The organism is Bacillus cereus group sp. MG20 (assembly GCF_040459885.1).
GTDB classification, from domain to species: Bacteria; Bacillota; Bacilli; order Bacillales; family Bacillaceae_G; genus Bacillus_A; species Bacillus_A cereus.
Map to the genome: position 1 here is coordinate 4,698,245 of NZ_JARVHF010000001.1, position 14,459 is coordinate 4,712,703.

The following is a 14,459-nucleotide window of genomic DNA, read 5'->3' on the forward strand; positions in this document are numbered from 1 at the left end:
CCTACTTTTAGATTATAGAGGGTTATTTCAATTAAGGTTTTGGAACACTTCTCGTTAAAGTGTATGACTGTTGCTTGGAGTAGTTTGTGGTCCATAGTGTTTGAAGGAAAGAAAGTATGCTATATGGGATATAGAGTAGTAATAAGCCGATTGTAACAATTATGGGTGAATTTCCGCCAAATTGAACGATAAATTGTAACAGTCCACTTGCATGAAAAACGCATTCCATAAAAACGAATGAAAGAATGATGGAACCTAAAATTGATTTATGGTTCGAAGTAAGCGCCAAAAACAATGTATCCACAAGAAAAGAATCATGTTTTATTTCATATTCATCTGTGTTTTTCAAGAAAGGAATCCATTTTTTTACTGCTTGCATAACGATAATCATGGAAGTACTACATACGATGATAAAAGATGAGTAGTAAGGAAGGTTTATAAATTGTGCGACGTATAGAAGTAGTAATAAGACTGAACATTGTAATACTACAGTGCAAAAAGAGTAAGGTATCCAATTCAATACAGTAGTAAACTTTTTAAACGAGTTAGGTACTTTGAAAAATAAATGGCCGATACCCAAACTTATGAAAAATCCGATCGCAAGGGTAAAAGTAAAACGAACAATCGATATAAAATATATTTCCCATATGTAAGGGAATAATGGTGTTGAATGATTAGAAGTATGTATCATTTGATTTGCTGAGAAAAAGATAGATTCATGCATCCAATCAACCTTTGGAATTGATATAGAAGAAAGCTGTGCGAAGTTTTGAAAAATGCTAATAAATCCATTTTGATAAGAGTAATTATGTGTAATAAAAAGAGCTGGAATAGGACTTATGGCAAAAATAACAATAACACCAATTATAAATTTACATATATGTGAGCGTAATAAGGACATATAAACCACCTACTCTTAGAATATTCAGAAAATTCTTATTCTTATTTTAGCCGTTTTTGGAGCAAGTTACAATATATTTTTCTTCATGTATTGGCATATGGATAATTTAAAATTGTATTTAGAAATCTATTTTATGTGTGGAATATAAAGCAGAAACTGGTATGTAACAGTACAAATACAAAAAGCGTGAACAGTTTTGCATTTTCACGCTTTTTGTGTGGAATGAAGAGAATGTAGGGAAATGTCGAAAGTATTAAATAGATTTTTAAAATTGGAAAGTGATACCATAAAATTAAACGATGTTTAAATCGTTGTTTAACTAATATATTCTAGAGGGGGAGATAAATTGGGAGGGAATGAAAACGTATCAACGAAAAAAAAGATTTTAAATACAACATTGGAATTAATTAAAAAAGAAGGTTTTGAAAAGGTAACGATAAGAAAAATTGCAGCATTGTCAGATGTAAATATAGCGCTAGTAAATTACCATTTTGGTTCAAAAGAAAAGTTAATTAGTGAGACGATTAGAGTTTTATTAATTAGCTTTCAAGGCACTTTTTCTATTTTAGATAATATTACAGTGCCAGCAAAAGAAAGATTAAAAATATTTTTATTGGATTATGTACTAGTAATTCGGCAATATCCGAAGTTAGTTAGGAAGATTATTGCAATGGGAACTACGGTATTTACATCTCAATACGAATATGGGGATTTTTTGAAGAGGCTAGGTTTCAGTAAAGTGAAGAATATTTTGAGCGAGATAACAAATGAAACGGATCAGGAAATTTTAATGATGATGACGGTGCAAATATTTGGATCCATTTTTCTTCCCACATTAATGATGCCAATTCTCGAATCAGGGGCAGATATAAAAGTACCATCTGTAGAAAAACAGATTGATTTCCTATTTGAACGCTATTTTTATAAAAATTGAGATAGTGGGTGATAGAGGTGGCTAGTTTCTTTAGAAAGCATTGGTGTGATATAGGGTTAGTTGTCGCTATTATTGTCGTTGTTTCTTTAGTCGCGAATTTGGGAGAAATGAGTGAAATAAAAGTACTGTTAGGGTTAAGTTTTGTGGCCATTTTAGTGCATCAATTTGAAGAGTATCGTTGGCCAGGTTATTTTGCTGGTCTGTTTAATGTAGTTATATTTAAAAGTGATATACCAGACCGCTATCCATTAAATACGCAATCTGCTATGGTAATAAATATTTTGATTGCGTATGTTTTTTATTTACTCCCGGTTTTTTTTCAAAATATAATATGGCTTGGGTTGGCACCTATTTTAATGGGATTTTTTCAATTCATATGGCATGGTATTTTTGCGAATATAAAAGCTAAAACAATATATAATCCGGGATTAGGTGCGGTTGTATTACTACATGTTCCAATTGGTTATGTATATATGAGGTATATTCTTTTACACAATCTGGCTACAAATTTGGATTGGTTATTTGGGGTGATCTACTTTCTAATAGCTACCTATTTTTTAATTATAAAAGGAAATATGTTAATGAAAAGTAAGGAGACAAATTATTACTTTTCTAAAAAACAATTAGGTCCGTACAATGATACATTGAAGTGATTCAGAATTCAGAGGGAGGGTTTTGGATGCGGAAGAAAGTGCAAGTGAAGGATTCATGAATAAATTATGACAAGAAAATGAATAATTTTCAGAAAAATAAAATAAATTATTTATTTTTTTCTGAAAATATAATATAGTTATGGCACAGAAAGTATTTTAACATAAGGAGGCTTTTTATGAGGATTAAAGGGAATTACGTGCCAAAAAGGGAAGTTTTACTGTGCTCAAGTTCGATTAAGATAGGGGAAGCGTTAGAGCATTTAAATAAAACGGGGTATCGTTGTGTACCAGTTTTAGATGAAAAAAAAGAGAAATTTTTAGGGAATATATATAAAGTAGATATTTTAGAATATAAAGGATCACTTGACGAGAGTGTAATGCAATTATTAAACGATAAAGAGGGATTTGTGAGAGAAGATTCTTCTTTCTTTAAAGTATTTTTTACAATAAAAAAATTGCCTTATTTATCAGTAGTTGACGAAAAAGGGGTTTTCCTTGGAATTTTAACGCATAAAAAAGTTTTTGAGTTATTAGAGGATGCATGGGGCGTTCACTCTAGTAAATACTCTGTCATGATTGGAACGCAAGACTATAATGGAGCAATCCAAAAGTTATCGACAGTTTTAAAGAAATACACTGGTATTCAAAGTTTGATGACTTTTGATAATGATGCCTTATTAGTTCGTAGAATTATGTTTACATTAGGAGAAGAGTTTAACGACGGTGAATTAGAGACATTATTGAAAGATTTAGAAGATCACGGATTTAGAGTTGTATATGTGGAAGAGATGAAAAATCCACGTGAAGTTGAAACGATAGAGTAACATACAAAAGCCATCTAATTATCTTGGATGGCTTTTGTTATGTTACGTGTGTAAAGTTATTTTAAAATAACGACAAGATAATAGGTGAGATTATAACAATATTTGTGTAAGAGAATAAAAAATGTAGATAATTTCGATTTTCAAAAAAATCAATTTGAAAATATGTTTTTATTTTGCAACTAAATATGTTACTATATGTGTGATAAAAACAAAGAGGTCTGACAACTATACTCCACGTAATAACACTCTAATGATTTGAAAATTCAAAAAACTCAAAATTCAAAAATAACAATTGTATTAATGATTAGAGTAAAAATAAGGGGAATGGAGAAATTATGGAGAAAGACACTGCTTTGTAAGGGGCATATTTTATCATCTTGAGCAGAGAGGAGGATGCATAGCATATTGTAAAATATAGAGATAAACAATGAAAAAATGCTATGCAAATGAAGAGCATGAAGGGACGTTTAAGGCCAGGTGATACGGTAGCAATTGGTTTGATGCTATTTGCATTATTTTTAGGAGCAGGAAATTTAATTTTCCCGCCAGTTTTAGGTCAACAAGCAGGAGAGAATGTTTGGATTGCTACAATAGGATTCCTTGTAACGGGAGTCGGATTACCCCTACTAGCTGTAACAGCTGTCGCGTTTGTAGAGGGGGACTTGAAAGCGCTATCTTCTAGAGTCCACCCTATATTTGCGTTTATTTTCCCATTGATTAGTTATTTAGCAATTGGACCATTTTTCGCGATTCCTCGTACTGGAGCTGTTTCGTTTGAAATGGGTATGAAGCCGTTTTTATCAGAGGCAATGGTTTCAGAGTGGTACATGCTATTTCTTTTCACGATAGTTTTCTTCGGAATAACGTGGTATTTATCATTAAATCCATCTAAATTAGTGGATTGGTTTGGGAAGTTTCTTACTCCATTATTAGTATTAATTGTTGCTGTTATTGTCGGAAAGGCAATTATTGATCCAATTGGAGAGCCGGCTGCGCCGTTAGCTGCTTACCAAGAGAATGCTTTCTTTGGTGGATTTATTCAAGGGTATTTAACGATGGATGCAATTAGTGCTCTTGTATTTGGAATTGTCGTTGTACAAGTTATTCGCTCTAAAGGGATAAAAGAGAGTAGCCAAATTGCAAAAATAACAGTCGTATCAGGTATTATTGCTGTACTTGGTTTAACGTTAATCTATTTATCACTTGCTTATCTTGGTTCAACAAGTACATCACTTGGTGTCTCAGAAAACGGTGGTCTTATTTTAACGAATGTTGTAAATGAGCTATATGGGACGAGTGGTAAAGTTTTATTAGGACTTGTTATTATACTCGCTTGTTTAACAACTTCTGTTGGGTTAACATCGGCGTGTGCGGGTTTCTTTACAAACTTATTCCCAAAACTTTCGCATAAAACGATTGTAACAATGGTATGTGTATTTAGTTTAATTGTATCTAACCTAGGTTTAACACAATTAATCGCAGTAACATTACCTGTGTTAATGATCATTTATCCAGTTGCAATTGTATTAATCGTACTTTCGTATTTCCATAAGTGGATTGGGAAGCGTAATACAATTTATATTGGAGCTATTTTAGGTGCATTGTTAATTAGTTTCTTTAACGGTTTAGAAAGTGCGAAAATTAAAATTGACGCGATTTCTAATGTACTACAAATGTTACCGTTATATAACGAAGGAATCGGATGGTTAATTCCATCATGTATTGGCGGGATTCTCGGTTTCTTCTTCTATAAATCAAATGAATCAAGTGAATTACAAAAGAAAGGTGCTTAGGCACCTTTCTTTTTTTGAAGGGGATTTTTGTATTTTGTCTAAGTAATAATTGGGGGGAATGATAAATGGCTAATTTTGAAGATTTTTTAAATTTGGATTTGAGAATTGGAACTGTAATACATGCAGAGGAATTTAAAGAAGCGAGAGTACCAGCAATTAAACTAGCAATAGATTTTGGAGAAATCGGGATAAAGCAGTCAAGTGCCCAAATTACGAAAAGGTACAGTCCAGAAGATTTAGTCGGTCAACAAATCGTTGGGGTTGTAAACTTTCCACCGAAGCGTGTAGCTGGATTCAAATCAGAAGTGCTTGTGCTTGGTGGTGTTCCTGAAACTGATGATGTTGTGTTACTTCAGCCTAATATGGAATTGCCAAATGGAACAAAAATTAGCTAGGGTGAAGGTAGGGGCTAATATGGATATCGGACGAGAATATTTGCAATGTGCGATTTCGAACTTTGAAGCAACAAAGAAACAAGGGGAACGGGCACTTTCTCAATTATCATATGAACAAATACAATGGTCTTCTCATGAAGAAACAAATAGTATAGCGATTATTATTAAGCATCTGCACGGTAATATGCGTTCTAGATGGACGGATTTTTTAACGTCTGATGGTGAAAAAACAGATCGTAATCGAGATGGTGAATTTGAGGGATGCTATCATTCAAAAGAAGAAGCCCTTATAGCTTGGCAAGAAGGATGGAAATATGTTTTTAATACGATGAATACTTTAGCGCCGGAGCACTTATTGAAGACGGTATACATTCGCGGTGAAGCACATACTGTCATGCAAGCAATTGAAAGGCAAATTTCTCATTATGCATTGCATATTGGTCAGATTATTTATATTGGGAAGATGTTAAAAGAAAATGAGTGGGAATGTTTAAGTATTCCGAGAGGTCAGTCTGCACGTTATGTAGAGAAAAAACGTTCCACATAATAATAAGAAAGAAACCGATAAAAAATGGGAAATAAGAAAATCAGCCAAATAATAGATGGTTCTGTAATCATAAGAATGCTGCCAAAAATAAGTCCATACATAATAAGAAAGAAATTGAAAAGTGTATTCACTGGGATAAATCGTGAGAGGAACACTTGCTGTCGTTTAAAACAATCACTGTGAAATAAATAAAAGCGGAAGTACCATGTGGCGGTAATAAGATCTTTCTTTCTCACAATTCTTTTTTTGCATGTATGACAGATAAATGTTGGTTGCATTTCATTACGCTCCATTTTTTATTTTTATAATAATGTGAGACATAAGTAGGTACAACGTGTATGTTCCTATATACGCTCCTGCAATAAGGAAAAATGGATTCAGTAAAATCCCATGAATGCTCGTCATGAAAACTAAATCTTGTATTAAAACATCGTATATATTAATGGAAATAATTGTACCGAGTACATACAGTGCCAAGTACGCAGAAATATGTAGTACAATAGAGATTTTTGGATGCTTAGCGGACAAATAAAAAATGAATGATAGAGCGATTGGTAATATTCCTATTAATAGCTTCAATTCATTTCACCTCATTAACAATATAGCCGAAATTTTAACGGTCTATTCTCTAGGGCTTGTACATAACTTGAAATAGAGAGGTGATAGTATGAATCGGGGCTTTTTTTTTATGAAGTTTACAAGTATGCGTAAGTTAGTTTTATTTGTTATTACTACAGTGCTAGCGACTTTTTTTCTTATTAGTATGATGGTAACCTCTATGAAAGAGACGAAGTCAACGTATTTATATAATTGGTTAAATGAGTTATCGATGAATGGTTACATGTATGTACTTGGAAAAGAGAATCATTATTTTACACAGGAGTATCGAAATTTGAATCAAGATTTTTCAATTTCTTCTTTTCTCTTTTCTATGGCTACAAATATTCGCTTTAATGATGTACGCAGTTTTGTCGGGAAAGAGCTACCCGGGTTTGGTAAGTACGATACAGAAATTGTTATTGCGGGTGAGGGCACAAACTATTCTAACTTACCGATAGAGTCGAGTGTACCTCTTGAAGAAGTAGTGAAAGAACGGACTAGTGGAACTGGACAAGCACCTAAACAAGATACGAATAAAGAGAAGAAACAGCCGTCCAAAACGACCGGGAAAAGACAAGTTGCGTTTATTTATCATACACATAGCTGGGAATCTTATTTACCTTTACTTAACTTAACGAATGATCCGAATCCGAATAAAGCAACGAGTTCTGTATCGAATATTTCTATATTAGGAGATCGTTTCCGTGAACAACTAGAAGGTGAAGGGATTGGAGCTACTAACGATAAGAGTGATGTTGGTCAAAAGTTAATAAGTAAGGGTTTAAACAGTAATAGTTCGTATAAAATGTCACGAGAAATTGTGCAGCAAGCTATGGCTGGAAATAAAGATCTTCAATACTTTTTTGATTTGCATCGTGATAGTGCTCGAAAGAATGTAACGACAAAAACAATTGGAGATAAATCATATGCGAAGCTTGCATTTGTAGTAGGGAAAGGAAATAAAAATTATGAAAAAAACTTACAATTAGCGACAGCTTTACATGAGGCGATTAATAAGAAATATCCAGGAGTGAGTCGTGGGGTCATTCAAAAAGGTTTCCAAACAGGAAATGGAATCTATAATCAAGATTTATCAGGACAAGCGATATTAATAGAAGTTGGCGGTGTAGATAATACGGAGGAAGAATTGAATCGATCAATTGATGCACTTGCTAAAGCATTTGGTGAATATTTTTGGCAGGCAGAAAAAGTGAATGGATAAAGTGAAACTTGAATTAGCCAGGGTATCTATCGATAATTATTAGCTCACTTCAATCTTGGAAAAGCGTAAGTGTAATACTTACGTTTTTTGTGTTGGTTTGAAATGTGGATAGCAAGATGTCACAAAATGGACATGATTAATAATTATTATAGCGATATCGAAATTTGTCTAATTATAATAGGAGAATTAGAAAGGGATTTTTGAAATGGCAGAGAAAATCTTTTTACAAGGAAAATTTTTATATTATGAAATTGATAGGGTGATTTAGGTGATTAGGGAGATCAAAGTAGAAGATGCAGCATCATTTTTGCAATTAAGTAAGCAATTAGATGAAGAAACGAAGTTTATGTTATATGAACCAGGAGAAAGGAAAACTACAGCTGAGCAACAAGAAAAAATGATCCAGCGATTTATAGAAAATGAATATGCAACAATATTTGTAGCAGTTGAAGATGAGAGAATAATAGGTTTTATATTAGTGAATGGAAATAACATTCAAAGAAAGAGGCATGTGGCAAGCATTGTAATTGGTATTTTGCAAGAGTATAACGGGCGAGGTATTGGGACGAGATTGTTTAAAGAGGTTGAGAAGTGGGCAAAATTACATGATGTATGGCGTTTAGAATTAACAGTAATGGCCCACAATACAAGAGCTCAGGCACTATATAAAAAAGCTGGATTTGAGAAGGAAGGTGTCAAAAAAGCTGCTCTTATTATCGATGGAAAGGACATCGATGAGTATGAAATGGCCAAATTATTAAAATAAGAGGTCGTTATATGAAAAAAAGATGGGCACTACTCGGTATCGTAGCTGCAATAATTATTGTTGGAGTAGCAGGAATCAATTATAAAATGTATAAGGATAAGCAGGCGCGGGAAGTAAGTGTAAATAGTATATTTCCGAAAGCGAAAGAAACAATTGCTAATATGGATGGGGATATTGCGGTAATTAATAATCCGAATTCAATGCTTGTACTTGTGAATAAAAGTAGGCGTTTACCAGATGGTTATAGACCGCCAGATTTAGTTATTCCGAAAGTGCGCTACTCTAGTGAAGGTGATCAAGAAAAGAAAAAGATGAGAAAAGAGGCAGCGAGGGCGCTTGAGGAAATGTTCCAGCAAGCTAACAACGAGCGTATTTTCCTTTTTGCAGTTTCTGGATTTAGATCCTTTGATCGACAAAAAGCATTAAATACGATGTATAAAAAACAAGATGGGGAAGCAAAAACAGCAATGTCTAGCGCGGTTCCTGGCACAAGTGAGCATCAAACTGGATTAGCTATGGATATTACGTCTCAATCTGCTAAATTTCAGTTAGAGACGGTTTTTGGGGAAACGAAAGAAGGTCAGTGGCTTTCTGAAAATGCCCATAAATTTGGTTTTGTGATTCGATACACAAAAGCGAAAGAAACGATTACGGGCTATCGGTATGAACCATGGCACGTAAGGTATGTGGGAAATCCACAAGCTACATATTTGTATGATAATCAACTGACGCTTGAAGAAGTAACAGAGTAAATGATTGAGGGGAGAGACGTATAATGACGATGTTATATAAGAAAAAAGTACATGCATATATTACAAGAGAAAAAGAGGGGGTTATGCAATTACTGGTTTTTAAACATCGTGATATACATGAAGCTGGTATTCAAGTGCCAGGGGGAACGGTTGATGAAGGTGAAACGTTAGAAGCGGCTATATTGCGTGAAGTACAGGAAGAATCCGGATTGCGTCATTTATGTATAGAGCGTTTTTTAGCAGATTACATTATACATGTGAAGGAAAAACAGGAATATGAAAAACGTCACTTTTTTCATGTAACTTTACTAACTGATGTAAAAGATACATGGGAACATATAGTAAGTGCTGGTAAGAAAGATCAAGGTTTAGCGTTTAGCTACGAATGGGTTAATATTGCAAAATGCCCTGAATTAGCAGGGAAACAAGGAGAGTTTTTACACTTATTAGATGAGATATATGTAAAGTAATAAAAGAGTCTGAAGCGAAAGTTCATTCGTTTCAGACTCTTTTTATTTTTCGGGAAATTAAAGGCTTTTTGAATAGATAAATTGAATTTCTTTAAAGGAATATTAGTTTGGAATAGTTGGGGTGAAAAGATGAAAAAGTAAGAGTTATACGCAAAAAAGTTGCTATAAGGGAGAATATAAATGGAGATTCAGTTTAATCCAGTATTAAAAAAAGAATTAACAATTCATGATATACAAACCGAAATGGAATCTGGGCAGTTAACTTCAAAGGAATTAGTGATGTATTATCTTCATAGAATCGCAAAGTATGACCAAGACGGACCGGAAATTAATTCTATTTTAGAAATCAATCCAGATGCTATTTTTATCGCAGAAGCGTTAGATTATGAAAGAAAGACAAAAGGTATAAGGGGTCCATTACATGGTATACCTGTTTTGCTTAAAGACAATATTGAAACGAATGACTCCATGCATACAAGTGCAGGTACGATTGCTCTAGAACAAAATATAAGCAGTGAAGATGCATTTCTCGTTACAAAATTACGAGAAGCCGGAGCAGTAATAATAGGAAAAACAAATATGACAGAATTAGCAAATGCAATGTCTTTTGAAATGTGGGCTGGATATAGTGCAAGAGGTGGTCAAACAATCAATCCATACGGAACGGGCAAGGACCATATGTTTGTTGGCGGATCTAGTACAGGATCTGCGATAGCAGTTGCTGCTAACTTTACAGTAGTATCTATTGGGACAGAAACCGATGCTTCTATTTTGAGCCCTGCTGTTCAAAATTCTGTAGTAGGTATTAAACCGACTGTCGGTTTAATTAGTCGTAGAGGAATTATTCCATTTACTTATTCGCAAGATACAGCTGGACCATTTGCAAGAACGGTAACAGATGCTGCTATTTTGCTAGGGAGTTTAATTGGAGTAGATGAGAAAGATGTTGCTACTCATAGAAGTGAAGGTAGGGCAGAGCAAGATTATACAAAATATCTTAATGTTAATGGCTTAAATGGAGCGAAGATTGGTGTGTTTAACGATGCACCAAAAGATTATTACGAAAATGGTGAGTATGATGAAATCTTGTTTAAGGAAACGATCCAAGTATTACGTAATGAAGGAGCGACAGTAGTAGAAAATATTAATATTCCTTCTTTTCATAGAGAATGGAGTTGGGGAGTGCCGCTTTATGAACTGAAGCATAGTTTAGATAACTATCTTTCTAAATTACCTTCTACTATTCCGGTACATTCTATTTCGGAGTTAATGGAGTTTAATAAAAACATAGCAGAAAGAGCTTTAAAATATGGACAAACTAAGTTAGAGGGAAGAAAAGATTTTCCTAATACGTTACGAAATCCAGAATATTTAAATGCAAGATTAGAAGATATATATTTTTCACAAGAACAAGGCATTGATTTTGCATTGGAAAAATATAATCTTGATGCGATACTGTTTCCTTCCTATATAGCTTCTACCATATGTGCGAAAGCGGGTTATCCGTCTATAGCAATACCTGCAGGGTATATGGAAAGCGGGAGACCTTTTGGAATTACGATTGCAAGTACTGCCTTTAGTGAAGGGATATTAATTAAGCTAGCTTACGCTTTTGAACAGGCGCCAAAACATAGAAAAATCCCAAACTTGTCATGAATAGAATAAATAAAAAGGACAGGGAATGCCTGTCCTTTTTGTTTTAGTGATTAAAGTGAAATATCGTTCTGCTCTGTTTTATGATATTTTAATAAACTAAAAGATAAACAAGCGGAACATAAAATAAGAATAGATGCGATGATATAAATTGTACGAACACCGAACATATCAGTAATAATGCCAACGCTAAGCATAGAAAGACCAGAAGCTGTTGAAAGAAGCGCGCCATGTGCTGTATACATTTTTGATAATAAAGAAGGGGTGACACTTGATTGTAAAACAGTCGTTTGAGAAATATCTCTAATTTGATAACATGGTCCCATTAGAACACATAGAAAAAGCGCAATAAATCCGCTGCTTGTCATACCATATAAAAATGTAAGAATGCTAAACATAAGAGAGCCTATCGACATGGAGCGTATTAAATTGTTTTGAATATAGGAACTGATTTTCCATGCCAATAGACCACCGATTAACGTGCCAACATAATAACTTGTATTAATATATCCCCACCATTCCTCGCCTTTATGAAGGATAGTCGTAACATATGCCATCGTAATAGCACCGATCCATATTGTTCCGGCGAAAGTTTCAATTAAGTCCATATATGTAACGGTACGGAGAGAAGGATTTTGAAATAAGAGTTTCCAACCTTCCGATAAAGCAGTACTTTTTGAAGAAGGAGGATCTGCTATTCGTTCAGTATGTATGGTACGTAATGAAAAGTGTAATGCAATACATCCAAAAATCATTAACATGTTATTAATCATGAGTGTAGATGTAGCGCCAATGAGAAGAACGATAACACTCGTAAATGAATAAGCGGCGACTTGCGCAATTTGTGTTGAAAAGGAAAAGATACTATTTACTTTTACTAATTTTTCTTTCGGTGTAAGGCGCGGAAGAATGCTGTATAGTAATGGAGCGCTCCATCCACTACATAATGAAATGAAAAAAATAAAAGTTAATAGAGCTATAATGTTTGTGGATAAGACTGGAAACAAAATCATTAATAATAGTAAAAAGACTGTTTTTAGCCATTGTAGCGTATATAACAACGTATAAGATGGAAAACGATTTATTATTAGTGGTGCAGAGATGTTAGCAATTAGATTTGTGATAACTTGTAATAATGGAAAAAGAGCAGTAATAGTAGCTGATTTAGTTGCTATATAAATATGAGTTGTAATAATCATTACATATACGATGTCAGCGAGAGTAATGCATGTTTTGGAACCTAAGTAGTAGGTTAGTGACAGGTTTCTCAATAAGAATAACACCTCTATAAAAATAGTATTTAGTAATTAGAATAATTGTAATTTAAAAAATGAAATTTTTAAAGAATTTAATTTTTTGTCACTTTTTGAAAGGAATTTTCATGTATAATGAAGAATATATTGATATAGTATTATATTAATAATCATTGTAACAGTGAGTATGTACAATAGCTTGTAGCAAACGCCCAAGTGTAAGAAAGGGCGGATAAACCATTCTTTTCTTCATATACATATAGAAAATGAGAAAGAAAGTGAGGGTTGCATATGACTGCTTGGGTAATTTGGTTTATAATAGCTGGTATTTTATTTATTGCAGAAATGTTGTCGATTACATTTTACATGCTTTGGCTTGGAATTGGAGCTGTTGTCGGAGGTCTTATTGCTTTGTTTGCTCCTGATGCACTACTGTTACAAGTTACTGTTGGCGCAATTATAAGTTTAACTTTGACATTCTTTACGAAAAGAATTTCAAAAAACTTTCGAGAAGCAAAAGGTTTTACGGATACAGTAGATATGCTTGTTGGTAAAAAAGGGATTGTTATGCAAGCGATTACAAATGAAGCGAATGGTATTGTGAAGGTGGATGGAGATACTTGGACAGCTATTGCAGATTCTTCAATTGATGCTGGAGAAAAAGTCGTTGTTATAAAGAGGCATAGTACTATATTACAAGTAAAAAAGGAGAGTGAATAAATATGGTAGCATTAACGTTAACGATTATATTCGCACTAATTGTAGTTACATTTATCGCATTAACAATTAAAATTATTCCTCAGCAAAAAGTTGGGGTTGTTGAAAGATTTGGTAAGTTTCAACGTATAATGCACCCAGGATTAAATATTTTAATCCCAATTGTAGATCGTGTTCGTGTATATCACGACTTACGTATTCAACAAACAAATGTACCACCGCAAAAGGTAATTACGAAAGATAATGTTCAAGTAGAAATAGATACAATTATTTTCTATCAAATTGTTGAACCAGAGCTTGCGACATATGGTATTTCAAACTATGAATATGGTGTTCGTAATATTACTTCAGCAACGATGCGTCAAATCATCGGTAAAATGGAACTGGATGAAACGTTATCTGGTCGTGAAAAAATTTCAACAGAAATCCGCTTAGCGCTTGATGAAGCAACAGAAAAATGGGGCGTACGTATTGAACGTGTCGAAGTTGTTGATATTAACCCGCCAAAAGATGTGCAAGCATCAATGGAAAAACAAATGAAGGCTGAGCGTAATAAACGTGCGATTATTTTAGAAGCTGAAGCAGCAAAACAAGATAAAGTTCTTCGCGCTGAAGGGGAAAAGCAAAGTAAAATCTTGATGGCTGAAGGGGATAAAGAAGCGCGTATTCGCGAAGCTGAAGGTTTAAAAGAAGCAAAAGAATTAGAAGCACAAGGGGAAGCACGAGCAATTGAAGAAATCGCAAAAGCAGAACAAAATCGTATTGAATTGCTTCGTGAAGCGAATTTGGATGAGCGTATCCTTGCTTACAAATCATTCGAATCATTAGCTGAAGTTGCAAAAGGACCAGCAAATAAAGTCTTTATTCCTTCTAATGCAATTGAAACACTTGGTACTCTTGGGGCAATTGGAGAAATATTTAAAGAAAAACAAGCGAAGAAACTACCTTCAAATGATACAGGAAAAGAACAATAAAAGTG

General features: G+C 33.8%; 17 protein-coding genes. 13 read left to right on the top strand and 4 right to left on the bottom strand.

Going from position 1 to position 14,459, the window contains the following annotated elements; translation table 11 throughout:
- Positions 1-31: 31 nt before the first annotated feature.
- Positions 32-901, bottom strand: a complete 870-nt coding sequence (locus tag QCI81_RS24160) for a hypothetical protein (RefSeq protein WP_071730030.1) — start codon at positions 899-901, stop codon at positions 32-34.
- 346 nt (positions 902-1,247) lie between these two features.
- Between QCI81_RS24160 and QCI81_RS24165 the strand changes: the two genes are divergently transcribed.
- The 6 genes from QCI81_RS24165 (at position 1,248) to QCI81_RS24190 (ending at position 6,047) form a co-directional block, all read left to right on the top strand.
- On the top strand, positions 1,248-1,835 hold the full coding sequence (locus QCI81_RS24165) for a TetR/AcrR family transcriptional regulator (RefSeq protein WP_071730031.1): 588 nt from the start codon (positions 1,248-1,250) through the stop codon (positions 1,833-1,835).
- 8 nt (positions 1,836-1,843) lie between these two features.
- A complete protein-coding gene (locus QCI81_RS24170; RefSeq protein WP_003270331.1) occupies positions 1,844-2,488 on the top strand; it encodes an HXXEE domain-containing protein in 645 nt (214 codons plus the stop codon).
- A 176-nt stretch (positions 2,489-2,664) separates the two neighbouring features.
- Positions 2,665-3,312, top strand: a complete 648-nt coding sequence (gene cbpA / locus QCI81_RS24175; RefSeq protein WP_353810899.1) for a cyclic di-AMP binding protein CbpA — start codon at positions 2,665-2,667, stop codon at positions 3,310-3,312.
- Positions 3,313-3,767: 455 nt separating this feature from the next.
- Positions 3,768-5,105, top strand: coding sequence for a branched-chain amino acid transport system II carrier protein BrnQ4 (brnQ4, locus tag QCI81_RS24180; protein WP_396530541.1), 1,338 nt, complete (start codon positions 3,768-3,770; stop codon positions 5,103-5,105).
- Positions 5,106-5,170: 65 nt separating this feature from the next.
- Positions 5,171-5,500 carry a chaperone CsaA gene (csaA, locus tag QCI81_RS24185; RefSeq protein WP_071730033.1) on the top strand — a complete coding sequence of 110 codons (330 nt, stop codon included), beginning with the start codon at positions 5,171-5,173 and terminating at the stop codon, positions 5,498-5,500.
- A complete protein-coding gene (locus QCI81_RS24190) occupies positions 5,481-6,047 on the top strand; it encodes a DUF1572 domain-containing protein (protein WP_071730034.1) in 567 nt (188 codons plus the stop codon). The genes csaA and QCI81_RS24190 overlap by 20 nt, the downstream gene beginning before the upstream one ends.
- On the opposite strand, the gene QCI81_RS24195 is transcribed toward QCI81_RS24190, so the two are convergent.
- Together QCI81_RS24195 and QCI81_RS24200 are read right to left on the bottom strand one after the other, a co-directional pair.
- The gene (locus tag QCI81_RS24195) at positions 6,020-6,325 is read right to left on the bottom strand and encodes a permease (protein WP_071730037.1); all 306 of its coding nucleotides are present in this window, start codon (positions 6,323-6,325) and stop codon (positions 6,020-6,022) included. The genes QCI81_RS24190 and QCI81_RS24195 overlap by 28 nt on opposite strands.
- A 4-nt stretch (positions 6,326-6,329) precedes the next feature.
- The gene (locus QCI81_RS24200) at positions 6,330-6,626 is read right to left on the bottom strand and encodes a hypothetical protein (protein WP_000770728.1); all 297 of its coding nucleotides are present in this window, start codon (positions 6,624-6,626) and stop codon (positions 6,330-6,332) included.
- A gap of 88 nt (positions 6,627-6,714) precedes the next feature.
- Between QCI81_RS24200 and spoIIP the strand changes: the two genes are divergently transcribed.
- The 5 genes from spoIIP (at position 6,715) to QCI81_RS24225 (ending at position 11,513) form a co-directional block, all read left to right on the top strand.
- Entirely contained in the window at positions 6,715-7,869 is a 1,155-nt protein-coding gene (gene spoIIP / locus QCI81_RS24205; RefSeq protein ID WP_071730039.1) for a stage II sporulation protein P, read from the top strand.
- A gap of 268 nt (positions 7,870-8,137) precedes the next feature.
- Positions 8,138-8,635, top strand: coding sequence for a GNAT family N-acetyltransferase (locus tag QCI81_RS24210; RefSeq protein ID WP_002093964.1), 498 nt, complete (start codon positions 8,138-8,140; stop codon positions 8,633-8,635).
- A gap of 11 nt (positions 8,636-8,646) precedes the next feature.
- Positions 8,647-9,387 (top strand): M15 family metallopeptidase, encoded by a 741-nt coding sequence (locus QCI81_RS24215; RefSeq protein ID WP_000747650.1) that lies wholly within the window; start codon positions 8,647-8,649, stop codon positions 9,385-9,387.
- A 23-nt stretch (positions 9,388-9,410) separates the two neighbouring features.
- A complete protein-coding gene (locus QCI81_RS24220; RefSeq protein WP_023521754.1) occupies positions 9,411-9,857 on the top strand; it encodes an NUDIX hydrolase in 447 nt (148 codons plus the stop codon).
- 180 nt (positions 9,858-10,037) lie between these two features.
- On the top strand, positions 10,038-11,513 hold the full coding sequence (locus QCI81_RS24225; protein ID WP_353810900.1) for an amidase family protein: 1,476 nt from the start codon (positions 10,038-10,040) through the stop codon (positions 11,511-11,513).
- 50 nt (positions 11,514-11,563) lie between these two features.
- Here the strand turns inward: QCI81_RS24225 and QCI81_RS24230 are convergent, their stop codons facing one another.
- Positions 11,564-12,781: an MFS transporter gene (locus tag QCI81_RS24230; protein WP_023521756.1), complete on the bottom strand. Its 1,218-nt coding sequence runs from the start codon at positions 12,779-12,781 to the stop codon at positions 11,564-11,566.
- 273 nt (positions 12,782-13,054) lie between these two features.
- Between QCI81_RS24230 and QCI81_RS24235 the strand changes: the two genes are divergently transcribed.
- Positions 13,055-13,483 carry an NfeD family protein gene (locus QCI81_RS24235; protein WP_071730040.1) on the top strand — a complete coding sequence of 143 codons (429 nt, stop codon included), beginning with the start codon at positions 13,055-13,057 and terminating at the stop codon, positions 13,481-13,483.
- Between the two features lie 2 nt (positions 13,484-13,485).
- Positions 13,486-14,454 (top strand): SPFH domain-containing protein, encoded by a 969-nt coding sequence (locus QCI81_RS24240; RefSeq protein WP_000226257.1) that lies wholly within the window; start codon positions 13,486-13,488, stop codon positions 14,452-14,454.
- Positions 14,455-14,459 lie beyond the last annotated feature (5 nt).

Bases quoted from the DNA above. Each gene is read 5' to 3' on its own strand.
- QCI81_RS24160 (WP_071730030.1), bottom strand. From the start codon at position 901: ATGTCCTTATTACGCTCACATATATGTAAATTTATAATTGGTGTTATT.
- cbpA (WP_353810899.1), top strand. From the start codon at position 2,665: ATGAGGATTAAAGGGAATTACGTGCCAAAAAGGGAAGTTTTACTGTGC.
- brnQ4 (WP_396530541.1), top strand. From the start codon at position 3,768: ATGAAGGGACGTTTAAGGCCAGGTGATACGGTAGCAATTGGTTTGATG.
- csaA (WP_071730033.1), top strand. From the start codon at position 5,171: ATGGCTAATTTTGAAGATTTTTTAAATTTGGATTTGAGAATTGGAACT.
- QCI81_RS24190 (WP_071730034.1), top strand. From the start codon at position 5,481: ATGGAACAAAAATTAGCTAGGGTGAAGGTAGGGGCTAATATGGATATC.
- QCI81_RS24195 (WP_071730037.1), bottom strand. From the start codon at position 6,325: ATGCAACCAACATTTATCTGTCATACATGCAAAAAAAGAATTGTGAGA.
- spoIIP (WP_071730039.1), top strand. From the start codon at position 6,715: ATGAATCGGGGCTTTTTTTTTATGAAGTTTACAAGTATGCGTAAGTTA.
- QCI81_RS24215 (WP_000747650.1), top strand. From the start codon at position 8,647: ATGAAAAAAAGATGGGCACTACTCGGTATCGTAGCTGCAATAATTATT.
- QCI81_RS24220 (WP_023521754.1), top strand. From the start codon at position 9,411: ATGACGATGTTATATAAGAAAAAAGTACATGCATATATTACAAGAGAA.
- QCI81_RS24225 (WP_353810900.1), top strand. From the start codon at position 10,038: ATGGAGATTCAGTTTAATCCAGTATTAAAAAAAGAATTAACAATTCAT.
- QCI81_RS24235 (WP_071730040.1), top strand. From the start codon at position 13,055: ATGACTGCTTGGGTAATTTGGTTTATAATAGCTGGTATTTTATTTATT.
- QCI81_RS24240 (WP_000226257.1), top strand. From the start codon at position 13,486: ATGGTAGCATTAACGTTAACGATTATATTCGCACTAATTGTAGTTACA.